Here is a 22,482-nt window from a genome sequence, read left to right on the forward strand (position 1 = left end):
TTCCAAGGCTCAGGCCAGGCCCAGCGCCGCCAGCGCCAGGTCGATCAGCTTGATGCCGATGAAGGGCGCGATGACGCCGCCCAGACCGTAGAGAAGCAGGTGCCGGCGCAGCAACGCCTCGGCCGACTGCGCCCTCCAGCGCACGCCCTTGAGTGCCAGCGGGATCAGCGCCACGATGATGAGCGCGTTGAAGATCACCGCCGACAGGATCGCCGACTGCGGGCTCGTCAGTCGCATCACGTCCAGCGCCGCGAGCTGCGGATAGGTGCCCACGAAGGCCGCCGGGATGATCGCGAAGTACTTGGCCACGTCGTTGGCGATCGAGAAGGTGGTCAGCGCCCCGCGCGTCATCAGCATCTGCTTGCCGACCTCGACCACCTCCAGCAGCTTGGTCGGGTTCGAGTCGAGATCGACCATGTTGCCGGCCTCCTTGGCCGCCTGCGTGCCCGCGTTCATCGCCACCGCCACGTCCGCCTGCGCCAGCGCGGGCGCATCGTTGGTGCCGTCGCCGGTCATCGCCACGAGGTGGCCCTCGGCCTGGTAGCGGCGGATCAGCGCCAGCTTGTCCTCCGGCGTGGCCTCGGCGAGAAAGTCGTCCACGCCGGCCTCGGCGGCGATCGCGGCGGCGGTGAAGCGGTTGTCGCCGGTGACCATCACCGTCTTGATGCCCATGCTGCGTAGTTGCGCAAAGCGCTCGCGGATGCCGCCCTTGACGATGTCCTTGAGTTCCACCACGCCAAGCACCCGGGCGTCTTCGGCCACGACGAGCGGCGTGCCGCCTTGACGCGCGATGGCCTCGGCGCGCTCACGCACCGCCTCCGGCAGGCGGCCGCCCGCCTCCTCGACGAAGCGCTGCACCGCATCGAGCGCGCCCTTGCGGATGCGCCGGCCGTCGAGGTCCACCCCGCTCATCCGGGTGCGCGCGGAAAACGCGATGAAGTGCAGGCCTGCCGTCTCGCGGCCACGCAGTCCGTGGCGTTCCTTGGCCAGCACGACGATGGAGCGCCCTTCGGGCGTCTCGTCGGCCAGCGAGGCGAGCTGCGCCGCATCGGCCAGGGCCGGCTCCGTGACCCCGGGCGCGGGGTGGAAGGCCACCGCCTGCCGGTTGCCGAGCGTGATCGTGCCGGTCTTGTCCAGCAGCAGCACGTCCACGTCGCCGGCGGCTTCCACCGCGCGGCCCGAGGTGGCGATCACGTTGGCGCGCAGCATGCGGCTCATGCCGGCGATGCCGATGGCGGCCAGCAGCGCGCCGATCGTCGTCGGGATCAGGCACACCAGCAGCGCCACCAGCACCGTCACCGACACCGGCTGGCCCTGGCCCGCCGCCTGCACGCTGTACTGCGACAGCGGCCAGAGCGTGGCGCAAACGATCAGGAACACCAGGGTCAGCGCCACCAGCAGGATGGTCAGCGCGATCTCGTTGGGCGTGCGGCGGCGCTTGGCGGACTCGACCATCGCGATCATGCGGTCCAGGAAGGTGTGGCCCGGCTGCGCGGTGATGCGTACCACCAGCCAGTCCGACAGCACGCGCGTGCCCCCGGTCACCGCCGAGCGGTCGCCACCGGACTCGCGGATCACCGGGGCCGACTCGCCGGTGATGGCCGACTCGTCCACCGAGGCCACGCCCTCGATGACCTCGCCGTCGGCCGGGATCACGTCGCCGGCCTCCACCAGCACCACGCGGCCGGCGGACAGCTCGTCGCTCGGCACCGGGATCCAGGACGCACCGTGGTGCGGCTCTTGCAGCACCTTGGCGTACACGCGCTTCTTGGCCGAGCGCAGCGCCGCCGCCTGGGCCTTGCCCCGGCCCTCGGCCAGCGCCTCGGCCAGGTTGGCGAACCACACCGTCAGCCACAGCCAGGCTGCCACCGCGAGCGTGAAGCCCACCGGCGCGGCCATGCGCCCCGTGGCGGCGGCCACGCCGATCGCCGTCACCAGCGCGGCGCCGACCCACACCACGAACATCACCGGGTTGCGCCATTGCGCCTGCGGCGCCAGGCGCCACAGCGATTCGCGCAAGGCGGCGCGCAGCAGCGCCGCATCCCAGGGGCCGGCCGCGCGCGGATTCGTCACCATCGTCGTCATGTCGTTCCTCCCGGGCGCTTCAGCGGCCCGACATCAGCGTCAGGTGCTCGGCCACCGGCCCGAGCGCCAGCGCCGGCACATAGTTCAGCGCTCCCACCAGCAGCACTGCGGCCACCAGCAGCACGACGAACAGCCCGTTGTTGGTGGCCAGCGTGCCGGCCGAGGGCGGCACGCGCGGCTTGGCCGCGAGGCTGCCGGCCAGCGCCAGCGCCGGCACGATCACCAGGAAGCGCCCGAACCACATCGCCGCGGCCAGCAGCACGTTCCAGAACGGCGCGTTGGCCGACAGGCCTGCAAAGGCCGAGCCGTTGTTGTTGCCGGCCGAGGTCAGCGCATACAGCGCCTGCGACAGGCCGTGCGCGCCGGGGTTCGTCAGGCCTGCCAGGCCCGGCTCCACGCGCAGCGCCAGCGCCGTGCCCGCCAGCACCAGCGCGGGCACCACGATCACCGCCAGCGAGACCATCTTCATCTCGTAGGCGCCGATCTTCTTGCCCAGGTACTCCGGCGTGCGGCCGACCATCAGCCCGGCGATGAACACCGCGATCACCGCGAACAGCAGCATGCCGTACAGCCCCGAGCCGACACCGCCGTAAACGACCTCGCCCAGCTGCATCAGGAACATCGGCACCGAGCCAGCCAGCGGCATCAGGCTGTCATGCATGGCATTGACCGCGCCGCAGCTGGCGGCGGTCGTGACCGCAGCAAACAGCATCGAGCCGACCACGCCGAAGCGCGTCTCCAGCCCCTCAAGGCTCGGGCCGCTCAGGCCCAGCGCCGCAAGCTGCGGGTTGGGCTGATGCTGCGCGATCACCCCCACGGCATAGAGTGCGACGAACAGCACGGTCATCGCCCCGGCCAGCGCCGCGCCCTGGCGTGCATCGCCCGCCCAGCGCCCGAACAGGAACACCAGCGCCAGCGGGATGAGGAGGATCGAGACCATTTCCAGCAGGTTCGACAGAGCCGTCGGGTTCTCGAACGGATGCGCAGAATTGGCGTTGAAGAAGCCGCCACCGTTGGTGCCGAGCAGCTTGATCGCTTCTTGCGAAGCGACCGGGCCGAGCGCGATCGTCTGCGTCGTGGCAGTTTGTGTCAGGTCGCGACCAGCCTCCTGCACCGTGTAGGTGATCGGATCGACTAGCTGCGCCGTCTGCGCGCCGGCAAGCGTCTGCGGCACGCCCTGGCTAACGAGGAACAGCGCGAACACCGCCGACAGCGGCAGCAGCACCCACAGAGTGGCGCGCGTAAGATCTAGCCAGGCGTGACCCACACCGGAGCTGGTTTTGCGCACGAAGCCGCGGATCACCGCCAGCGCCACCGCGATGCCAGTGGCCGCCGACAGGAAGTTCTGTACGGTAAGCCCCAGCATCTGCGTGCCATGGCTCATCGTGGATTCGCCGCCATAGCTCTGCCAATTGGTGTTGGTGACGAAGGAGACGGCGGTGTTCAGCGCCAGATCCGGCGCCACCGCACCGAAGCCCTGCGGGTTGAACGGCAACACTGCCTGCAGCCGCAGGATCGCGTACAGCGCCGCCAGCCCCACGAGGTTGAACACGAGGATCGCCAGCGCATAGCGCCACCACGGCATGTCCTCGTCCGGCCGGCTGCCGGCCAGCCGCAGCACCCCGCGCTCGATCGCGCCCACGAAGCGCACGCGCGCGGCGAGCCGGCCGCTGAAGACGCCATCGAGCCAGCGCGCCAGCGCCCAGGCCAGCGGGAACAACAGCGCCAGGAACAGCGCGAGCTGCACCCAGGGATTGGCGTTCATTCGAAGTCCTCCACCGCCAGCAGGGCGTAGACGAGATAGGCCAGCAGCCCGATGACGAGCACCCCGGCGGTCATGATCAGTGCCTCAGGCTCCATCGCCGTGACCTCCGTTCGACTCGATTCGGTTGCCTTGCGGGGCAGGGGGCGACAGCCGGCGGCATCCCGCCAGCGCGCCCAGGGTGATCAGCGCGAAGGCGGCCGCCCAGCCAAGAAACACGATGTCCATGCAGTCCTCCACGAGGGGATGTACACGCTGCACATCCTAGCCCGTGCGGCATCAAGCCGGCGCCCGATTCGTGCCCAGCGGTATCAAGGCGGCATCAAGACGAGGCGTCGTCGACGCCATCCTGTGAGGTCCGGTCTCACCGCACGCGACCCAAGCCCCGGTCCGCCTCTTGGCCTTCGAGCATCAGCGTCACCTCGTCGACGCACTCGAAGCGGCCGCTCGCATCCAAGCGGTCGAAGAGGTAGACCTCCTGCACCACGGTGGCGCCGTCGCGCTTGCGCACGTGCACGCGGTGATGGCTGGCGTAGCGTCGCAGATCGCGCCATTCGTCGAGCACCTCGATGCGGGCGGACGCCACCAGCTCGCGCAGCCTGCGCGCATGCGCGGCAAAGCCGTTGCGGTCGTCCCAGTGCCCATCGGTGCGCTGGCGGTAGTCGGGGCTGAAATGCCAATCGAGGAAGGTGTCGAGCGGTATGTCCTGCCGGTTGAGCAGGTCGTCCAAGGCGTGGTGGATCGAAGTCATGGGGGGTCCAGGGATCGAACAGAAGGAGCGTCCAGCGTATCGACATGCGCAGGGCTGCGATGCGGCCTGCACGCCATGCGATACCGCTACGATGCCAAGCATGGACGACCCCTTGATCGCGCCCCGTTGGGCCGAGGCCCGCCAGGGGCCGGTGATGTGTGCGGTGCTGCGGCGCAGCGGCCGGGTGCGGCACACGCGCGAGCATCGTCACGTGCGCGGCCAACTGCTGGGCACCGAGACCGGGCTGCTGACGGTGCAGGCAGCGCGGCACCGCTGGATCGTGCCGGCCTCGCATGCGGTGTGGGTGCCGCCGCAGACGCTGCATGCGGCGCACTCGCACGGGCCGTTTGCGGGCTGGAGCGTGTACCTGGCCCCCGAAGCCTGCGCGGCCTTGCCGGCCGAGCCCTGCGTGCTGGCGCTCACCCCGCTGTTGCGCGCGGCGGTGGGGCATGCGGCCCATCTGGCGGCCGACGGCACGACCGACCCGCAGCGGCTGGAGCGTTTGGCGGCCGTGATGCTCGACGAGATCGCCGCCTCGACACCGCTGCCCTGGAGCGTGCCGATGCCCAGCGACCGCCGCCTGCGGCGCATCGCCCAAGCCTTGTGCGACCACCCCGGCGACCCACGGCCGCTGGCGGATTGGGCCCGCTGGGCGGGGTTGTCGTCGCGCACCGCCTCGCGCCGTTTCGTGGCCGAGACCGGGTACAGCTTCACGCACTGGCGCCAGCGCCTGCGCCTGCTGCACGCCGCCGGCCGTCTGGCCGAGGGTGTGCCGGTGGTCGCCGTCGCGGCCGAGTCGGGCTACCGCAACCCCAGCAGCTTCATCGCGGTGTTCCGCGAGGTCTTCGGCACGACGCCGGGGCAGTATGCAGCGACAAGCCCACGCCGCAGACGCTGACGCCGGCCGCTTGCCGCACCGGGCCTCATTGCACCCAAGCCAAGGCCCAAAACGGATCCTCGCGGCTGGGCGCGGCCAGGCGCCGCCAGCCCAGCGCCTCGAAGAAGGCCAGGGCTTCGGGGTTGTCCTCGGCCACGTAGGCACGAAAGCATCGGCGCTCGCGCAGCGCGGGCTGCGCCAGCAAGGCCGCCCAGGCGCGCCGCCCCCAGCCCTGGCCGCGCAGGGCGGGATCGACGGCCCAGTCGGTGAGGACCCAAGCCCCGTGCTCGGGGTCAGGGGTGAGGCCGATGACGGCGACCAGCGCCGCGCCATACCGCACCGTCCATTGCTCGCCCTCGGTGTCGGCCAGCACATGGGCCAGCCACTCCTCGTCCATCGGGCCCAGATGCCGGTTCAAGCGCGCGTCGGCGTACCAGGCGCGGTAGGTGGGGAAATCCTCGGCGGCAAAGCGCCGCACTTCAAGCGTGGACTCGGGCGTCATGGGGCGAGGCCAATCTGGAGTTCGATGCGGTCGTCGGGCGAGTCGGGACCGTGCCAGACGTGGTAGACCTCGCGGGTCTGTGCATCGGGGGTCCACCCTGCTGCTGCGACGACGCGCCATCCAAGCCGAGCTTCGCGCGCTGCTCGCAAGAGCGTCATGAAGGGCACCCACCGTCTTGCATCGAAACGGTCCGGTGATCTTGCGCATGTGAAGTACGGCGAGTTCGGATCCGCAAGTGCTCATCGCCTGGAAGATTCCTCGAGCGCGCCCCGACGATGAAGCCGCTTAAGCTGACTACATTGATCCTGCCACAACGTCGCCCATGGCTGGCGCAGCACCGGGTCGAGGCGATGCTGCGGTTCGCGCAGCAAGGTCTCGATCACCGTCGGCGCCAGCAAGGTCAAGCGCAGCAGGCGGCGCACTTGGGTGATGTCGATTTGCTCGGCCTGCGCGATCTCCACCACCGACGCCGCCCGCCCCTCATGGAGCAGCCGCTGCCAGTGGTGCGCCAGCCCAAGCGCACGCAACAACGCCGTGTCCTTGGCTTCGGTGCGCGCCGGGCCGGCCCACGTCGAGTGAACCTCCACACCTTTCGGTGCGCCGGGCGGCGCGATCACCGCGCGCCGGATGCCGCGCTGCACCAGCCGCCAGGGCACGAAGGTTTCCAGTTTCACGCCGCCCGCCGGCGTCGGCAGTTTCTGGGTGACCGGCGCTCCCTCGATGCGTCCCCGGTGCTTCGTGCTCACGCTTTCTCCTCGAAGCGCCGCACGATCTCGCGCTGGGCCGCCCAGTCCACCGGCAGCGGGTGGCGCTGGAACCAGATCAGGCTCATCCGGCGTGGCTGCCGCCCGGCCATCAGCAGCTCGACGATGTCGGGCGCGAGCAGCGTCAGGCGCAGCAGCTCGTTGACCACCGAGTGGTGCAGCCCTTCGGCACGCGCGATGGCCGAGCCGCTGGGCATCGCGCCGCTGTCTAGCAGCCGTTGCCAGTGGAAGGCCCGTGCCATCCCTTCGATGAGCGTGCTGTCGTGCGCGTCCCGGTCCTCGGCCTGGTGCTGAACCAGCCGGCGCACGCCGCGCCGCCGCAGGGTCAGCGGCACGAAGGTCTCGAGCGTCCCGTCCTTCATGCCTCGACCTCCAGCAGCTCGGCGCCGATGCTCCTGGGCGCGAACTCGCCGATCAAGGCGTCCCAGCCCAGTTCGCGCCACTTCACCCGGATGCCCTGCATCTCGTCGGTGTGGACGAGATCGATGCGCTCGATCATCAGGTTGGCGATGCGGTGCTGCTCGACCGGGAAGAGCTGATCCCACACGTCGTTGAGGCGCCCCATCGCCATCACGACCGTGGCCTCGTCGATCGGCGCGCCCTGGCGTTGGATGTGGCGCACGACGGCGGCGATGGATTCGGGGCTGGTCAGCACGGTGCGGATCTGGGCCACGACCGCCGCCTCGATCTCGCGGGCGGGCAGACGCTCGTAGCTCTTGCCCGGCGCGCCGAAGCGGCTCTCGGACTTGGAGACGTAGTACTGGTACTTGCGGCCGTTCTTGCGCGAGTACGTGGGGTACATGCGATCGCCCGTCGGCGCGTACAGCAGCCCGCGCAGCAGCGCATCGTTGCGCGAGCGGATCTTGGTCTCCACCGACCGCGCGTGGCTGTCGCGGGCCAGCACCGCGTGAACCTGATCCCACAGCTGGCGTTCGATGATCGGCTCGTGCACGCCGGGGTACCACTGGCCCCGGTTCGACAACTCCCCGAGGTATATGCGGTTGCGCAGCACCTTGTGGATGTACTTCTTGTCGATGCGCGTGCCGGTGCGAACGCGCCCGTCCTGCGTCGTCCACGCCTTGGTCGTGATGCCCTCGGCGGTCAGGCGCGCTGCGATCTGCGTGGGTGAGCCAATGGTCAACATCTCCTCGAAGATGCGGCGCACCACCGCCGCCTCGGCGGGGTTGACCACCAACTGGCGGTTGACCACGTCGTAGCCGATGGTGGGCACGCCGCCCATCCACAGCCCCTTCTTCTTGGCCGCGGCGATCTTGTCGCGGATGCGCTCGCCCGTGACCTCGCGCTCGAACTGGGCGAAGGACAGCAGGATGTTGAGCGTGAGCCGCCCCATCGAGGTCGTGGTGTTGAACTGCTGCGTGACCGAGACGAAGGACACGCCGTGGCGCTCGAACACCTCGACCATCTTGGAGAAGTCGGCGAGGCTCCTCGTCAGGCGGTCGATCTTGTAGACCACCACGATGTCGATCAGCCCGCGCTGGATATCGGCCATCAGGCGCTTCAAGGCCGGGCGCTCGGTGTTGCCGCCGGAGTAGCCGGGGTCGTCGTAGTCGTCGGCGACAGAGATCCACCCCTCGCTCCTTTGGCTGGCGATGAAGGCGTGGCCCGCTTCCTTCTGCGCGTCGATGGAGTTGAACTCCTGGTCGAGCCGCTCGTCCGACGACACTCGGCAGTAGACCGCACAGCGCTTGCGCGCCTTGGTGGAGGCGATTTCCGTCATCAGGCGCCTCCCTTCAGGCCGAAGAACAGCGGGCCGCTCCAATGCTGGCCGGTGATGTGCCGCGCCACGGCGGTCAGGCTCTTGAAGCGGCGGCCTTCGTATTCGAAGTGACCATCGGCGTCAACCGTCACCCGGTGCTCGCGCTCGCCCCATTCGCGTAGCAGCACGGTGCCCGGTGCGAAGTCGAACTTGCGCGGGCGCGCGCGCAGTTTGATCTTGGAGTGCTTCGCGCCGATGGCCTCAAGGCGCTGGCGCGTTTCGGGTGCGAGTCCGCCGAAGGCTTCTTCCTGCAGCTTGTAGGCGATACGGGATTCGACATGGGTGCGGTTCGGAAACTCCGGGCGCCGCTCGAAGTACCGATCCCAGAGCACCCAGAGTTCGGCCATCGGCAGGTGACTCAGCTCGGCGATCCGCGCCGCGACGGAAGCTTGTTTCTCGTTCATCACAACTTCTCCTGTTGAGAGGGGGTTGTATGAACGCGCTGGTCGGGCAAGAAGCCAAGGCGAACCGCGCTCTGTTCCAGCCCGGAAGACCCGAGGGTACGGACGATGGCGGCCGCAAGGATGGTGGTGATTTCGCCAGCACGGGCGCTGGCGCTCATCTCTGCCGGAGATGCAAGTTCGAGGTTTCTCATGACGGCTCCAGGGAATCGAAACCGCCAGGGATGATGTGCGCAGATTTCCGAAGCGGATCGCAACGCCGATCAATCGGCGCGGCGCGCTGACGCCTCAAGGGCGGTCAGAAGTCTTCGGTGACTGCTTCGATCGCAGCGCTGCGCGTGTCGCTGTCATCGACGATCACTCGATCGAGTGGGGTCAGCTTCAGCTGCCACGCCCGCGTGCCTGGGACCCTTTCGAGATAGTCGCGCCAGGGCGAGTGCTTGCCGGTGAAGAGGTTGGCCGGAGACGTGCAGCCCGTGCCGGCCATCAGCGCCTTCGTGTTGACGTGGGGCGTTCCTGCGGCCCAGGCCTCCACCAGCCGCTGCAAGACGGCGATCCTTGCTTTGCCCGTGACCCGCCACGGCGCCTTGCCCGGAAGGTACAGCGTCGCCGCGTGACCATCGGGGGCGACCTTGAGCGTCACCGTCGACCCGCCCATGGCCGCCAGTTGCCCGTGGCGATAGGCCACCTTCAGCCGGTCCAGGTCGATGGCGCTGCCGGTGCCCGCATCGGCGAGCACATCCTCGATGGGAATGACGACGTTGGTGCCGGCGAATGGCAGCGGCGTCGAGGTCGTCGTCAACACCACGCCTGCCACCGGGCGCGGACGAAGCCTCAACGCAGCGTCGACCTTCGCGTACGCGCGCTCGTGGGACATCCTGGAGGCGAAGTACAGCGCCACGGCATGGCCGTCGATGTCGATCTCGCCAAGGAACACCGGCTCGTCGTCGAAGTGCCGACTGCGGGGTCCTTTCAAGGCCGATCCCAGCGCCGTGATCAATTCCTCGCGCAACCAGTCCAGCTGCACCTTCCAGCGCCGGGCGAGACGGGCCGGCATGACCACGTCGTTGCCCGTCAGAGGATCGCGGTAGCGCACGGTGTCGGCATCGGCGCAGCGTTCGAGCACCACCTTCATCGGCTCGCCTTCGTCGACGGGGACCGACAGCTCGGCGATGCGCTCGCCTTCGATGAGGATGCCTTCGTCCTGCAGCCGCTCGATGTCGATGCCGAGCTTATGCAGTGCGAAGCCGTCCATCGGGCTGCTGGCGCTCTCCAGAAGCCGGGCCACCTGCGCGATCAGGCTCGGATCGTCCCGCCCGCAGCCCGGGTGCAGCGGTTTGCGCACCCCCAGGGCCTCGAGCAGTTGCATCCCGGCGCGGCGCAGGCGGTGGTCTTTCTCGCCAGCCAGGCTGCAGCGACCGGGCTCGGCCAGCACGATGGCCAGCGGGGTGGCCGCCGTCTCCCCCTCGAACACCAGTTCGGCCACCAGGGTCACACCGAGCAAGGCACCAGGCTGCGCGAAGGGGTGGTTGCCCCAGCGCTCGTCGATCACCTCGTGCAGTTCTGCGCCGCTGTCGATGTGCAGCGTGACGGCGTCCGTGGCATGCCCAAGCAAAGCCTTGGCTTCGGTCAGATACAGCCGCTCGATGCGGCCCCCGTCGATGCGCGGCTTGGTGTCCTTCAGTGGCCGCGCAAAGCGCGACAGGTCGTAGCGCGAGCGGTCCAGCGGACGGTTCGACAAGGGGGCCTTGAAGCCGTGCCGGGACAGCACGTTGGCCAGCGGCGCACGGGTGCCCAGCGTCGGGGCAAAGACTTCGACGAGCCCACGATGAGGCGCGTAGATGAGGGTGGCGTCGCGCGCCGGGAAGTAGAAGAAGCTCTTGCGCTGGCGGTTGCGCATCTCCACCGCGGCCACCTGATCGCCGGCGAAACGCACCACGAGGTAGTGTGTCGCCTGGGTCTGGCCTTGCCGGTTCGGCTCCTCCATGGCCACGTGGATGACCTCGCAGGGCTCGGCCAGCCGCATCGCCTCGGTGAGTTGCGCTTCCAGCCGGTCCTTGACCTCATCGTTCCACAGGAAGGGCGGCGCCTCGCCAGGCACGTCGAACGCGTCGTGCAGGCGTTTGAGCCCCTTCAGGTCCTGGGTGTTGACGATGGACTCGGCAGTGTCGAAGAGCTTGATCGAGGCCTCGCTGTGCGTGCGCATCCACACCGCGCGACCGACCTCGCCGCCTTCTTGCGCACGAAACCGTGCGAGCAGGTCCTCGTCGTAGAGCTGCTCGGCGACGGTGGCGAGGATGGCGGCCCCGCGCACGGTGCTCAGGCGCAGCACCCGCAAAGCTTCGCGCTCGGCCGGATCGCGCTGCTCCTTGCGCAGGTGCTTGATGTGCTCGATGAGGGCAGCGCTCAGCCCCTCGTCGGGCTGCGTCCAATCAAACCCGCGCTGCAGTCCCAGGCACTCGGGCAGGCCGGCGAACAGCTTGAGGACTGATGCCGGCACGCGCTCGACCAGCTCCAGCAGACAGTGTGCGTTGGTCAGGGTCTTCTTGCCCATGCTCCCTCCGATACAGCGCGGTGCCTCACATGGCCATGACCCATGGGCGCATCACCGCCACCGATTGCGTCAGCCCCTGCGCCAGCAGGGTGTCCAGGTAGTCGTCCGCCGACTTGGGCGGGTTCTTCAGACTGCGGCGGTGGCGGGCGACTGCTTCGAGCACGCCGGCCGGGTGCAGATCCAGCAGATCGACGATGAAGTCGTCCGGATGCTGCGCCGCGAGGTTGTAGGGCTTGAGCGCCTCGGGCGGGAAGTCCTTGAGGTTGAAGGTCACGATGAGGCTGGCGCCGGCGTGGATGGCGGCCGCCACCACATGGCGGTCGCTGGGGTCGGGCAACTCGATCGAGGGAATCAGGTACTCGAAGCCGGTGACCAGGCAGTCGCGGACGTGGGCGTTCATCAGCCGCCGCGTGCGCTCGAGTTGCTCGGCAGTCAGATCGGGACGGCTGGCCAGCACGTTGCGCATCCACTCGTCGTGAATCCTGTCGCTCCAGCGCGCCCGGTACAGGTCCGACAGCGCCAGATGCATCAACAGATCGCGCAGGGGCGCGGGATAGAGCACGCAGGCGTCGTAGACGACGGTGAAGTGCGAGCTCATCCGCTCAGTACCCCATGCCGAGTTCCTGGGCCTGCGCGGCCAGTTCGTCGAGGGCCTTGCGGCGCTCGGCATCGATCCGGTGCTTGTAGGCGATCACGTCCTGGTAACGCACCCGACGATGCGTGCCGATCTTGTGGAACGGGATCTCGCCTTTTTCCAGCAACTGCACGAGGAAGGGCCGCGAGACGTTGAGCAGGTCCGCCGCTTCCTGCGTGGTCAGCTCGGCGTGGATGGGGATGACGGTGACGGCATTGCCCTGGCCGATCTCGGTCAGCACGTCCAGCAGCAACCGCAGCGCCGTGGTCGGCAGCGTCACTGAGCGCACCGCGCCCTTGTCGTCGTGGAAGTCGATCTGCTGGGTCTCGGCGCGCGTTTGCAGCACCGTCGAGAGCACGCGCCCGGACTCCCGGGCGAGCGCGACGTCCTCGGCCGAGGGCAGCGCCTTGGGGATGGCGGGGGTCGTCATGGGGCTCTCCAGGCAGGGGGTGATTCGCAGCAAGGGGCAGTATAACCGAAACAAACGAAATCGCAATAAACGAAATGTGCAGCGGATATTCTGTTGCATCAATGACTTAGGCGAGCGACTACCGGCCGGGCGGGGGCGGCCCATCGGCGCCATCGCCTAAAAGACTCGCGCCCAAGCCCAAAGCCCCGGCCCATGGAATAGAGGCTCCCAAACACAAGGAGCCTCGCCATGCAAATCCTCGCTGCACCTGTTCAATCCGGTGTTCAATCCGGCCGGGACGCCCGCCCGGCATCGGCACCGGATGCGACCCCCATCGCTCTGAACGAGTTCGAACTCGCCGCTCGCTGGCGGTTGTCCGTCCACACCCTGCGCCGTTGGCGCCAGGAACAACTCGGCCCGGTCTTCTGCAAGCTCGGCTCGCGCGTCACCTACCTGATCAGTGACGTCGAGGCCTTCGAGCGGCGCGTCTCGCGCTACTCGACCTTCGCACGGGCATACCAGTGAGGCGGCGGCCATGAGCGACCTCACCCTCTACCCCGCCGACATCGCCGCGATGTCCGTCGGCCAGCTGGCCGCGCTGCCGCCTGCCCAGAAGGCGGAGATCAGCCGCAACCTGGACGAAGCGCTCGCCTGGCTCAAGCAGGCCCGCGCGAAGTTCGACGCCGCGCTGGAGGCCGCCTACGGCGAGCAGGCGCGCGCTGCACGCCTCGAGGCGGGCAAGGACTTCGGCGTCGTGCACCTGAGGGACGGTGCGCTGCGCGTCACGGTCGAAACCCCGAAGCGCGTGTCCTGGGACCAGGCGCAACTGGCCGCCATCGCCCGGCGCATCGCCGCCGCCGGCGAGAAGGTCGAGGACTACCTGGACGTCGAGTACTCCGTCTCGGAATCGCGCTTCTCCAACTGGCCGCCGGCACTGCGCGCCGGGTTCGAGGCCGCCCGCACCGTCAAGCCCGGCAAGCCCACGTTCCGGCTGGCCCTCGTCTCGGAGGAGTGATCCATGAGCACCGAACTGATCCCGTTTGATTTCGAAGGCCGTCCGGTCCGGGTCGTCACGGATGCCCAAGGCGAACCGTGGTTCGTCGCGGTGGATGTGTGCGCGGTTCTTGAACTGCCGAACACCACCCGCGCCCTGGCGCGACTGGACCCTGACGAGCAAGCCCTGATCTCAATTCAGGGCATCTCGCGCGGCAATGACCAGGTCAACGTCGTCAACGAGCCCGGCCTCTACAGCCTGGTGCTGGGTAGCCGCAAGCGCGAGGCCAAGCACTTCAAGCGCTGGGTGACACACGAGGTGCTGCCGGCGATCCGCAAGACGGGCAGCTACACGGCGCCAAGTGCACGCCCGACCCTGCCGGCACCCACCCAGGACCGCGTCGCCGCTCTGCTGCTGATCGGCGAGGCCGTGGCCAAGGTGCCGGGGGTCAAACCCGGGATCGCGATGGCGGCCACGCTCACCTGCATCCAGGAGAACACGGGGCTGGCGGTCGAGACGCTGCGCCGCGCCCTTCCTGCCAGGGACACTGCCGCGAACGAGGCGATCTGCTCGCTCAACGCCACCCATCTCGGCAGGCTGCTCGGCCTGTCGGCCAAGGCCACCAACCAGCGTCTGGCCGCGCACGGCCTGCAGTTGCGCAACGAGCGGGACGAGTGGGAACTGACCGAAGCCATGCCGTACTCGCGCAACGGGCACAGCGGCTACCAGATCCTCTGGAACCCGGCGGTCGCGGAGCGGCTGAAGGAGGTGGCGTGATGGCCCTCCCCATCATCACCGCCGACCAGCGGCTGCGCGAGAAGCAGGGCGTGAAGCTCGTGCTTCTAGGCAAGAGCGGCATCGGCAAGACCAGCCAGCTCAAGACGCTGCCGGAAGGATCGACCCTGTTCGTCGACCTCGAGGCTGGCGACTTGGCCGTCAAGGACTGGCGCGGCGACTGCGTGCGCCCGAGCACCTGGCCGGAGTTCCGCGATCTCGTGGTGTTCCTCGCCGGCCCGAACCCGGCGCTGCCCGCCGACGCGCCGTTCTCCGAGGCGCACTACCGGCATGTGTGCGAGCGCTACGGCGATCCCGGTCAACTCGCCAAGTACGACACCTACTTCGTCGACTCGATCACGGTACTCGCGCGCCTGGCGCTCGTCTGGGCCAAGACCCAGCCGCAGGCCTACAGCGAGCGCACCGGCAAGCCCGACACCCGGGGCGCCTACGGCCTGCTCGGCTCGGAACTCATCGGGGCGCTGACCCACCTGCAGCACGCGCGCGGCAAGCACGTGGTGTTCGTGGCCATCCTCGACGAGCGCCTGGACGACTTCAACCGCAAGGTCTTCGTGCCGCAGATCGAGGGCGCCAAGACCGCGGCGGAACTGCCCGGCATCGTCGACGAGGTGGTCACCTTGGCCGAGATCAAGGCGGAGGACGGCTCGTCCTACCGCGCCTTCGTCTGCCACACGCTGAACCCCTACGGCGTCCCGGCCAAGGACCGCTCCGGCCAGCTCGAGTTGCTGGAGCCGCCGAACCTGCGCGCGCTGATCGACAAGTGCGCCGCTGCCACTCGAATCCCGACATCCAAGGAGTAAGCCATGACCGATTGGTGCGATTTCAACGACGCGCAGCAGCAGCCCAGTTTCGACCTCATCCCCAAGGGCACGCTCGCCCGCGTGCGCATGACGCTCAAGCCCGGGGGCTTCGATGACCCGGCCCAAGGCTGGACCGGCGGCTACGCCACGCAGAGCAACGAGTCCGGCTCGGTGTATCTGGCGGCCGAGTTCGTGGTGCTGGAGGGCGAGTACGCCCGGCGCAAGCTCTGGAGCAACATCGGCCTGCATTCCCCGAAGGGCCCGGCCTGGGGTCAGATGGGCCGCAGCTTCGTGCGCGCGATCCTCAACAGCGCCCGCAACGTCCATCCCCAGGACAACGGGCCGCAGGCCGCCGCCGCGCGGCGCATCCAGGGCTTCCACGAACTCGATGGCATCGAGTTCCTCGCCCGCATCGACGTCGAGAAGAACGGCCGCGGCGAGTTGAAGAACGTCATCCGAAACGCCGTCGAGCCCGACCACCCGGACTATGCGCGGCTGATGGGGTTGCCGCCCAAGACCCACCACGGCGGCGGTTCCTCCGGCGCGCCAGCCGCGGCCACGCCACCGCTTGCGATGCCCGCCCCGCAACGCCCCGCCATGCCGGGCAAGCCCGCCTGGGCGCAGTGAGAGGAGGGCCGGTGAAGTGTTGGGTCTGCAAACGACAGGCGCGCGGCTACGGCCACTCGGACCTTCGGCATCCGGTGGGCGACGCCCGGCGCTATCCGATCGACTGGGTGTTCTGCTCGCGGCGCTGCCAGCAGGCGTTTCATGCGCTCTACGGCAACTGGCTGCGGGTGCGGGATGGACGTCCACCCCTCGGGGAGGTCGCGATGATCGATCCGTCTGACGTCGAACTCGCCGCGATGAGGAAGTGCCTCAAGGCCTTCGGTGCGGCGGCAGAAAGCATCGGCTTCGACAAGCCCCTCGGTGCGTACTCCGAGGCCGAGGCCCTGCGGGTGATCGACGCCATCGTCACCTGCTACACGGAAGCGATGGTCGAGCACCACGAGGCGACCAAGTACCCGCCGGTGCGCGGGCTGAAGCACCCGGTGTCCGATCCCTTCGCCGATCTGGAAGACGACCTGCCGTGGGAGGTGACGTCATGATGGACTTCAACGCCACCGCGAGCCTCTCGGGTCAGCTCACGGCGCTGATCGACGCCGGGATGCAGCGTGCCCGCGCCGAACAGGGCAAGCGCGGCTACCTCGGTGCCTCGCGCCTCGGGGCCGCGTGCGAGCGCGCGCTGCAGTACGAGGTCGCCGACGCCCCGGTCGATCCGGGTCGCGAGACCGACGGCCGCCTGCTGCGCGTCTTCGAGCGCGGCCACGTCATCGAGGACTGCATGGTCGTGTGGCTGCGTGCCGCGGGCTTCGATCTGCGCACGCGTAACGACGCGGGGGAGCAATTCGGCTTCTCGGCGCTGGACGGGCGCCTGCAGGGCCACGTCGATGGCGTCATCGTCGCGGGGCCGGATCTCGGCCACGGCAGCGGCTATCCCGCGCTGTGGGAGAACAAGTGCCTGGGCGCCAAATCGTGGCGCGAGTTGGAGAGACATCGCCTCGCGGTCGCCAAGCCCGTCTACGCCGCGCAAGTGGCGCTCTACCAGGCCTACCTCGAACTGCACGCGCACCCGGCCCTGTTCACGGCGGTGAACGCCGACACCATGGAGATCCACGCCGAGCTGGTGCCGTTCGATGCGGCGTTGGCGCAGCGCATGTCCGACCGGGCGGTGAAGGTCATCACGGCCACCGAGGCGGGCGAACTGCTGCCGCGGGGGATCGTAGATCCCACCCATGTCGAGTGCCGGATGTGCCCGTGGCAGGACCGGTGCTGGAGGGCCGCGGCATGAGGACCCGATCCGTATCGACGACGGGCGCGATTGGCGAGCCCATGATCGACGCCAAGCAAGCCGCGGCCAGCCTGCGCCTGCCGTACTACTGGTTCGCCGATCCAATGATGCGCGCCAAGCACCGCATCCCGCACTACCTTCTGGGTGGGCTGGTGCGCTACCGGCTGTCGGAACTGCAGGCTTGGGCCTCGCACCACGCGTCAGCCGTCGCCCGCCGCGCGTCGGATGGCAGCGAGGAGGGCGACGCATGATCGATTTCAACGATCGCCCGGCCCCGCCCACCGACGCCGACCCCACCGCGCGCCGCGAGGCGATTCGCGCCGCCCTGCTCGCGAGGCTGGAGTCGGTGCTGGCCACGCTGTTTCCCGCCGGTCGGACGCGCCGCGGCAAGTTCGTCATCGGCGACGTGCTCGGCAGCCCGGGCGACAGCCTGGAAGTCGTGCTCGACGGCGACAAGGCGGGACTGTGGACCGACCGCGCCACCGGCGACGGCGGCGATGTGTTCCACCTGATCGGCGCTCACTTCGGCGTGGACGTGCAGGGCGACTTCGCCCGCGTCCTCGACCTGGCCGAGGACCTCGTCGGCCGAGCGCTCACGGCGCCGCCGCGCAAGGCGGCCAAGAAGGCCCCGATCGACGACCTCGGCCCGGCCACCGCCAAGTGGGACTACCTCGACGCACAAGGGCGCCTCATCGCCGTCGTCTACCGCTACGACCCGCCTGGGCGCAAGAAGGAGTTCCGGCCCTGGGACGCGCGCCGCCGCAAGATGGCTCCGCCCGAGCCGCGGCCGCTCTACAACCAGCCGGGGATCCACAACGCCGCCCAGGTCGTGCTGGTCGAGGGCGAGAAATGCGCCCAGGCCTTGATCGACGCCGGCGTGTGCGCCACCACCGCGATGCACGGGGCGAATGCGCCCGTGGACAAGACCGACTGGTCGCCGCTGGCGGGAAAGGCCGTGCTGATCTGGCCCGACCGCGACAAACCCGGCTGGGACTACGCGATGGCCGCGGCGCAGGCCGCACTCGCCGCCGGCGCGGCCTCCTGCGACGTGCTGCTGCCGCCCGACGACAAGCCCGAGGGGTGGGATGCGGCCGACGCTCTTCGCCAAGGCTTCGACGTCGCCGCCTTCATCGCCTCGGGCCCGCGGATGAGCATCAAGCCAGCACTTGGGCAGCCCACGCAGGAGCCTTCCGTCTGGGCCACCGACGACGCGCTGGCGCTGAGCTTCACCAGCCGCTACAGCGAAGACTGGCGCTACTGCGCCGCCTGGGGCAAGTGGCTGGTGTGGGACGGCCGGCGCTGGCAGGCGGACGAGACGCTGTTGGTGCACCACCTCATCCGGGCGATCTGCCGCGAGGCGGCGCTCAAGGCCGACTCCCACCGGCTGGCGGCCAAGCTCGCCGCGAGCAGCACGGTCGGCGGCGTGGAGCGGCTGGCGCGCACCGACCGGCGGCACGCCTCCACCTCGCAGGAGTGGGACGCGGATCTGTTCGCGCTCAACACGCCGGGCGGCGTGGTCGACCTGCGCACCGGGCGGCTGCGTCCCCACGACCGCGCCGACCGCATGACCAAGCTCGCCACCGCCACGCCCCGCGGCGACTGTCCCCGCTGGCGGGCGTTCCTCGCCGACGTGACCGGCGGCGATGCCGACCTGCAGGCCTACCTGCAGCGCATGGTGGGCTACTGCCTCACCGGCTCGACGTCGGCGCACGCGCTGTTCTTCCTCTACGGCACCGGTGCCAACGGCAAGTCGGTGTTCGTGAACACCCTGGCCACGATCCTGGGCGACTACGCCACCAGCGCGCCGATGGACACCTTCATGGAGGCGCGCGGCGACCGGCATCCGACCGATCTCGCGGGCCTGCGCGGGGCGCGCTTCGTCTCCTCCATCGAGACCGAGCAGGGCCGGCGCTGGAACGAGTCCAAGGTCAAGGCCATCACCGGCGGCGACAAGGTCTCGGCGCGCTTCATGCGCCAGGACTTCTTCGAGTACACGCCCCAGTTCAAGCTGGTCATCGCCGGCAACCACAAGCCCGCGATCCGCAACGTGGACGAGGCGATGAAGCGCCGGCTGCACCTGATCCCCTTCACCGTGACCATCCCGCCCGAGCGGCGCGACGCCGGGCTCACCGACAAGCTCCTGGCCGAACGCGACGGGATCCTCGCCTGGGCGGTGCAGGGCTGTCTGGCCTGGCAGCGCGAGGGGCTCCGGCCCCCGGCCAGCGTGGTGTCGGCCACCGCCGAGTACTTCGACGAGGAGGACGCCGTCGGCGACTTCCTGGACGAAGAGGCGCAGCGCCACCCGCAGGCCCGCGTGGCCGTGGCCGACGTGTTCCAGCGCTGGCAGGACTGGGCCGGCCGGCGCGGCGAGTACGTGGGCACAAGCCGCTGGCTCGCGCAGCAACTGGCCAACCGCGGCTTCGAGCGCACGCGCATCCACGGCGGCGTCAAGGCCCTGGCGGGCCTGTCGCTCAAGCCCAAGGACTCCGGCGTACGGCTCCCGTACCGCGACGACTGACCACCCACGGTGACCGAAGGTGACCCGCCCGGGGATTGAGTCTCTTTACGCGCGTACGCGCGCACAGGCGGAAGGACGATTCCCCACGGCGGTCACCTTCGGTCACCCCATGTTGACAAGGACCTTGACAAGGACCGACACGATGCACACCACCCTGCTTGCCCTCGACCTGGGCACCACCACCGGCTGGGCGCTGCGCGACCGCACGGGCCGAATCACCAGCGGCAGCCAATCCTTCAAGCCGCAGCGCTTCGAAGGCGGCGGCATGCGTTTCCTGCGCTTCAAGCGCTGGCTCACCGAACTCAAGGCCCACGCCGACGGGATCGACACGCTGGTCTTCGAGGAAGTGCGCCGCCACGTCTCGACCGACGCGGCGCACGTCTACGGCGGCTTCCTCGCCACGCTCACGGCCTGGTGCGAGCACCACGGCATTCCCTACCAGGGCGTGCCGGTGGGCACGATCAAGAAGCACGCCACCGGCCGCGGCAACGCCGGCAAGGACGCGGTGATGGCGGCCGTGCGTGCGCGGGGCCACGCCCCGGCGGACGACGACGAGGCCGACGCCTTGGCGCTGTTGCTCTGGGCCCTCCCGCTCCACGACGCGGCGCAGGAGGACTGAGATGATTGTTCCGACCCCTCGCTACCGCTGCCCGCTGGGGCGCCTGCAGCCCGAGCCGATGGACGTGGAGGCCGTCAAACGCCGCGGCTGGCGCGAGCAACGCCTGCTCGTCGTCTGCCTCGACGACGACCGGCTCGACTGGGTGGAACGCGAGTTGATCCGCCGAATCGGCGAGCGGCTCTACGGTGCACGGGAGGCGCGCCATGGCTGAGTGGACCGTCGAGCGGGTGGCCGAACGCTTCCGGGAGGCGGCCATCACCGCCCACCGCTTGCCGCCCGTGCGCGTGCAGGGCTACTTCAACACCTGGCCCGCGATCCGCCGCATGCCCTGGGAGACGCTGGGGGCCGAACCCTCGATCCGGCGCTTCCCGCCCAGCCCCGAGGCCATCGAGCGCATGCTCGAGACCATGCGCTGGGTCTTGTGGCTGGAGGAAGAGGAACGCCACCTGGTATGGATGCGCGCCGAGCGCCACCGCTGGCGCGACATCTGCGCCCGCTTCGGCTGCGACCGGACCACGGCGTGGCGGCGGTGGCAGCGGGCGTTGCAGACTGTCGCGAACCACCTAAACACCACGCAACAAGGTGCCAGCGCAGCGGCAGGACGAAGCACCACTCCCAAAGCCATGCGCAACGCCGATTAACGCCGCACTCGGTTGCTCGCGGTTTGGGGTTGGATGCGAAACCGGGCGTGCGCACAGGTGCAACAAATCCGCCGGTCCGAGGGTAGTATCTCGGCTAAGGTCTGGACTGGACAGCGGCGACGGTCAAGCAAGCCGTCCAGCCATCCACGGGTCCTTCCTGGGCACCCAGCTATGCGGGGGGCGCGAGCGCGATGCTTTTCTAGCGTCAGAGTGCAAACCGGGGTTTGCACGGTTTGCGGTTTGCAGGCCCCACGCTCAACGTCGAGTACCGCAAGGTCGAGACGCTGATTCCCTACGCCCGCAATCCGCGCACGCACAGCGACGAGCAGGTCGCGCGCATCGCCGCCAGCATCGCCGAGTTCGGCTGGACCAACCCGATCCTGGTCGATGGCGACCATGGTGTGATCGCCGGCCATGGCCGACTGCTGGCCGCACGCAAGCTGGGGCTGACCGAGGTGCCGGTGATCGAGCTCGCGCACCTCACCCCGGCGCAGAAGCGCGCCTATGTGATCGCCGACAACCGGCTCGCGCTCGATGCCGGCTGGGATGAGGCCATGTTGGCGCTGGAGTTCGCGGAGTTGGCCGACGCCGGCTTCGATCTGGACCTGACCGGCTTCTCTGCCTCCGAGATCGAAGGCCTGCTCGACCACATCGAGGAGACGGAACCGTCCGCCGATGAGGACGAGCGTGCGCCGGAAGGCGACGCGGACGAGGACGACGTCACGCCGCCCACGGTTGCGGTCACGCGGCCCGGCGACTTGTGGCTGCTGGGCGAACACCGGCTGCTCTGCGCCGACAGCAGCGACGCGGCCGCCGTCGCGCGCCTCATCAATGGCGAGCGCGCTCACCTGCTCTTTACCAGCCCGCCCTACGCGAACCAGCGCGACTACACCACCGGCGGGATCACTGACTGGAACGCGCTCATGCAGGGCGTGTTCGGCGCCGCCCGCAGCGCGCTGCACGAGGACGCGCAAATCCTGGTCAACCTCGGCCTCGTCCATCGCGACGGCGAGTGGCAGCCGTACTGGGACGGCTGGATCGAATGGATGCGCACTCAGGGCTGGCGCCGCTTCGGCTGGTACGTCTGGGATCAGTCGGTGACCGTGCCCGGCGACTGGGCCGGGCGCCTCGCGCCGCGCCACGAGTTCGTGTTCCACTTCAACCGCCAGGCGCGCAAGCCGAACAAGATCGTGCCCTGCAAGTGGGCCGGTCACGAGACGCATCTGCGCGCCGATGGGTCATCCACCGCGATGCGCGCCAAGGATGGCAAGGTCGGCGAATGGAACCACGCCGGACAGCCCACGCAGGCGTTCCGCATCCCGGATTCCGTCGTCGAGGTGACGCGCCAGCGCGGCCGCATCGGTGATGGTATCGACCATCCGGCCGTATTCCCGCTGGGCCTGCCGAAGTTCTTCATCGAGGCCTACACCGACGTGGGCGAGATCGTCTTCGAGCCGTTCTCCGGCGGCGGCACCACGCTGCTGGCCGGGCAACTCACCGACCGCAGGGTCCGCGCCATCGAGCTCGCGCCCGAGTACGTCGACGTCGCGCTGCGCCGCTGGCTGCAGCACCACCCGGGCATGGAGCCCGTGCTCGCGGCCACCGGCCAGCCCTTCGCCGAGGTCTCGGCCGAGCGCTTGGGCGAGACGGCGGAGGCGGCCGCGTGAACTGGTTCGCCGAGCGCATCGAGCACTGGCCGATCGACAAGCTACTGCCCTACGTGCGCAACGCCCGCCAGCACTCGGACGAG

28 protein-coding genes are annotated in these 22,482 nt (G+C 69.3%); 14 read left to right on the forward strand and 14 right to left on the reverse strand.

The genetic code is table 11. From position 1 onward, the window contains the following. Nucleotides 1–9: 9 nt before the first annotated feature. The 5 genes from kdpB to Z164_RS0109080 form a co-directional block, all read right to left on the reverse strand. On the reverse strand, nt 10–2,076 hold the full coding sequence (kdpB, locus tag Z164_RS0109065) for a potassium-transporting ATPase subunit KdpB (protein WP_024890390.1): 2,067 nt from the start codon (nt 2,074–2,076) through the stop codon (nt 10–12). A 28-nt stretch (nt 2,077–2,104) separates the two neighbouring features. Next, nucleotides 2,105–3,850, reverse strand: a complete 1,746-nt coding sequence (gene kdpA / locus Z164_RS0109070) for a potassium-transporting ATPase subunit KdpA (RefSeq protein WP_024890391.1) — start codon at nt 3,848–3,850, stop codon at nt 2,105–2,107. Next, the gene (locus Z164_RS23705) at nt 3,847–3,945 is read right to left on the reverse strand and encodes a potassium-transporting ATPase subunit F (RefSeq protein ID WP_132765337.1); all 99 of its coding nucleotides are present in this window, start codon (nt 3,943–3,945) and stop codon (nt 3,847–3,849) included. Before Z164_RS23705 ends, kdpA begins: the two co-directional genes overlap by 4 nt. Further along, the gene (locus tag Z164_RS22785) at nt 3,935–4,075 is read right to left on the reverse strand and encodes a hypothetical protein (RefSeq protein WP_160170686.1); all 141 of its coding nucleotides are present in this window, start codon (nt 4,073–4,075) and stop codon (nt 3,935–3,937) included. The genes Z164_RS23705 and Z164_RS22785 overlap by 11 nt, the downstream gene beginning before the upstream one ends. Nucleotides 4,076–4,211: 136 nt before the next feature. Continuing rightward, nucleotides 4,212–4,598 carry a hypothetical protein gene (locus tag Z164_RS0109080; RefSeq protein WP_024890392.1) on the reverse strand — a complete coding sequence of 129 codons (387 nt, stop codon included), beginning with the start codon at nt 4,596–4,598 and terminating at the stop codon, nt 4,212–4,214. A gap of 100 nt (nt 4,599–4,698) precedes the next feature. On the opposite strand from Z164_RS0109080, the gene Z164_RS0109085 reads away from it, so the two are divergent. After that, the gene (locus tag Z164_RS0109085; RefSeq protein WP_024890393.1) at nt 4,699–5,496 is read left to right on the forward strand and encodes an AraC family transcriptional regulator; all 798 of its coding nucleotides are present in this window, start codon (nt 4,699–4,701) and stop codon (nt 5,494–5,496) included. 25 nt (nt 5,497–5,521) lie between these two features. Here the strand turns inward: Z164_RS0109085 and Z164_RS0109090 are convergent, their stop codons facing one another. The 9 genes from Z164_RS0109090 to Z164_RS0109130 all read right to left on the reverse strand — a co-directional run bounded on the left by Z164_RS0109090 (nt 5,522) and on the right by Z164_RS0109130 (nt 12,537). Then, nucleotides 5,522–5,977 carry a GNAT family N-acetyltransferase gene (locus Z164_RS0109090; protein WP_024890394.1) on the reverse strand — a complete coding sequence of 152 codons (456 nt, stop codon included), beginning with the start codon at nt 5,975–5,977 and terminating at the stop codon, nt 5,522–5,524. Nucleotides 5,978–6,216: 239 nt separating this feature from the next. Beyond that, nucleotides 6,217–6,723: a hypothetical protein gene (locus Z164_RS0109095; RefSeq protein ID WP_024890395.1), complete on the reverse strand. Its 507-nt coding sequence runs from the start codon at nt 6,721–6,723 to the stop codon at nt 6,217–6,219. Beyond that, nucleotides 6,720–7,103, reverse strand: coding sequence for a hypothetical protein (locus tag Z164_RS0109100; protein WP_024890396.1), 384 nt, complete (start codon nt 7,101–7,103; stop codon nt 6,720–6,722). The genes Z164_RS0109095 and Z164_RS0109100 overlap by 4 nt, the downstream gene beginning before the upstream one ends. Continuing rightward, on the reverse strand, nt 7,100–8,479 hold the full coding sequence (locus tag Z164_RS0109105; protein ID WP_024890397.1) for a recombinase family protein: 1,380 nt from the start codon (nt 8,477–8,479) through the stop codon (nt 7,100–7,102). Before Z164_RS0109105 ends, Z164_RS0109100 begins: the two co-directional genes overlap by 4 nt. Then, complete coding sequence (locus tag Z164_RS0109110) at nt 8,479–8,922, reverse strand: DUF2924 domain-containing protein (RefSeq protein ID WP_019562251.1); 444 nt, start codon at nt 8,920–8,922, stop codon at nt 8,479–8,481. The genes Z164_RS0109105 and Z164_RS0109110 overlap by 1 nt, the downstream gene beginning before the upstream one ends. After that, nucleotides 8,922–9,113, reverse strand: coding sequence for a hypothetical protein (locus Z164_RS0109115; RefSeq protein WP_024890398.1), 192 nt, complete (start codon nt 9,111–9,113; stop codon nt 8,922–8,924). Before Z164_RS0109115 ends, Z164_RS0109110 begins: the two co-directional genes overlap by 1 nt. Before the next feature lie 104 nt (nt 9,114–9,217). Next, the gene (locus tag Z164_RS0109120; protein ID WP_024890399.1) at nt 9,218–11,473 is read right to left on the reverse strand and encodes a hypothetical protein; all 2,256 of its coding nucleotides are present in this window, start codon (nt 11,471–11,473) and stop codon (nt 9,218–9,220) included. 25 nt (nt 11,474–11,498) lie between these two features. Further along, nucleotides 11,499–12,071 (reverse strand): PIN domain-containing protein, encoded by a 573-nt coding sequence (locus Z164_RS0109125; protein ID WP_024890400.1) that lies wholly within the window; start codon nt 12,069–12,071, stop codon nt 11,499–11,501. A gap of 4 nt (nt 12,072–12,075) precedes the next feature. Further along, nucleotides 12,076–12,537, reverse strand: coding sequence for a helix-turn-helix domain-containing protein (locus tag Z164_RS0109130; RefSeq protein WP_024890401.1), 462 nt, complete (start codon nt 12,535–12,537; stop codon nt 12,076–12,078). Between the two features lie 228 nt (nt 12,538–12,765). Here Z164_RS0109130 and Z164_RS0109135 point away from each other — a divergent pair, with 228 nt between their 5' ends. The 13 genes from Z164_RS0109135 (at nt 12,766) to Z164_RS0109195 (ending at nt 22,399) form a co-directional block, all read left to right on the forward strand. Next, entirely contained in the window at nt 12,766–13,041 is a 276-nt protein-coding gene (locus tag Z164_RS0109135) for a MerR family transcriptional regulator (protein ID WP_024890402.1), read from the forward strand. 10 nt (nt 13,042–13,051) lie between these two features. Continuing rightward, nucleotides 13,052–13,531: a hypothetical protein gene (locus tag Z164_RS0109140; RefSeq protein ID WP_024890403.1), complete on the forward strand. Its 480-nt coding sequence runs from the start codon at nt 13,052–13,054 to the stop codon at nt 13,529–13,531. 3 nt (nt 13,532–13,534) lie between these two features. Continuing rightward, a complete protein-coding gene (locus Z164_RS0109145; protein WP_024890404.1) occupies nt 13,535–14,287 on the forward strand; it encodes a BRO-N domain-containing protein in 753 nt (250 codons plus the stop codon). Continuing rightward, entirely contained in the window at nt 14,287–15,105 is an 819-nt protein-coding gene (locus tag Z164_RS0109150; RefSeq protein ID WP_024890405.1) for an ATP-binding protein, read from the forward strand. The genes Z164_RS0109145 and Z164_RS0109150 overlap by 1 nt, the downstream gene beginning before the upstream one ends. Before the next feature lie 3 nt (nt 15,106–15,108). After that, entirely contained in the window at nt 15,109–15,732 is a 624-nt protein-coding gene (locus Z164_RS0109155) for a hypothetical protein (RefSeq protein ID WP_024890406.1), read from the forward strand. 11 nt (nt 15,733–15,743) lie between these two features. Further along, a complete protein-coding gene (locus Z164_RS0109160) occupies nt 15,744–16,211 on the forward strand; it encodes a DUF6511 domain-containing protein (protein ID WP_024890407.1) in 468 nt (155 codons plus the stop codon). Next, nucleotides 16,208–16,954, forward strand: a complete 747-nt coding sequence (locus tag Z164_RS0109165; protein ID WP_024890408.1) for a hypothetical protein — start codon at nt 16,208–16,210, stop codon at nt 16,952–16,954. Before Z164_RS0109160 ends, Z164_RS0109165 begins: the two co-directional genes overlap by 4 nt. 41 nt (nt 16,955–16,995) lie before the next feature. Next, nucleotides 16,996–17,205 carry a hypothetical protein gene (locus Z164_RS0109170; protein WP_236621781.1) on the forward strand — a complete coding sequence of 70 codons (210 nt, stop codon included), beginning with the start codon at nt 16,996–16,998 and terminating at the stop codon, nt 17,203–17,205. Next, nucleotides 17,202–19,472, forward strand: a complete 2,271-nt coding sequence (locus Z164_RS0109175) for a phage/plasmid primase, P4 family (RefSeq protein ID WP_024890410.1) — start codon at nt 17,202–17,204, stop codon at nt 19,470–19,472. The genes Z164_RS0109170 and Z164_RS0109175 overlap by 4 nt, the downstream gene beginning before the upstream one ends. Nucleotides 19,473–19,614: 142 nt before the next feature. Next, on the forward strand, nt 19,615–20,091 hold the full coding sequence (locus tag Z164_RS0109180; protein WP_024890411.1) for a crossover junction endodeoxyribonuclease RuvC: 477 nt from the start codon (nt 19,615–19,617) through the stop codon (nt 20,089–20,091). Between the two features lies 1 nt (nt 20,092). Further along, complete coding sequence (locus tag Z164_RS0109185; RefSeq protein WP_024890412.1) at nt 20,093–20,302, forward strand: hypothetical protein; 210 nt, start codon at nt 20,093–20,095, stop codon at nt 20,300–20,302. Beyond that, nucleotides 20,295–20,732: a DUF6362 family protein gene (locus Z164_RS0109190; protein WP_024890413.1), complete on the forward strand. Its 438-nt coding sequence runs from the start codon at nt 20,295–20,297 to the stop codon at nt 20,730–20,732. The genes Z164_RS0109185 and Z164_RS0109190 overlap by 8 nt, the downstream gene beginning before the upstream one ends. Nucleotides 20,733–20,965: 233 nt before the next feature. Then, a complete protein-coding gene (locus tag Z164_RS0109195; RefSeq protein ID WP_043689692.1) occupies nt 20,966–22,399 on the forward strand; it encodes a site-specific DNA-methyltransferase in 1,434 nt (477 codons plus the stop codon). Nucleotides 22,400–22,482 lie beyond the last annotated feature (83 nt).

Source organism: Luteimonas huabeiensis HB2 (assembly GCF_000559025.1).
Taxonomy (GTDB): domain Bacteria; phylum Pseudomonadota; class Gammaproteobacteria; order Xanthomonadales; family Xanthomonadaceae; genus Luteimonas; species Luteimonas huabeiensis.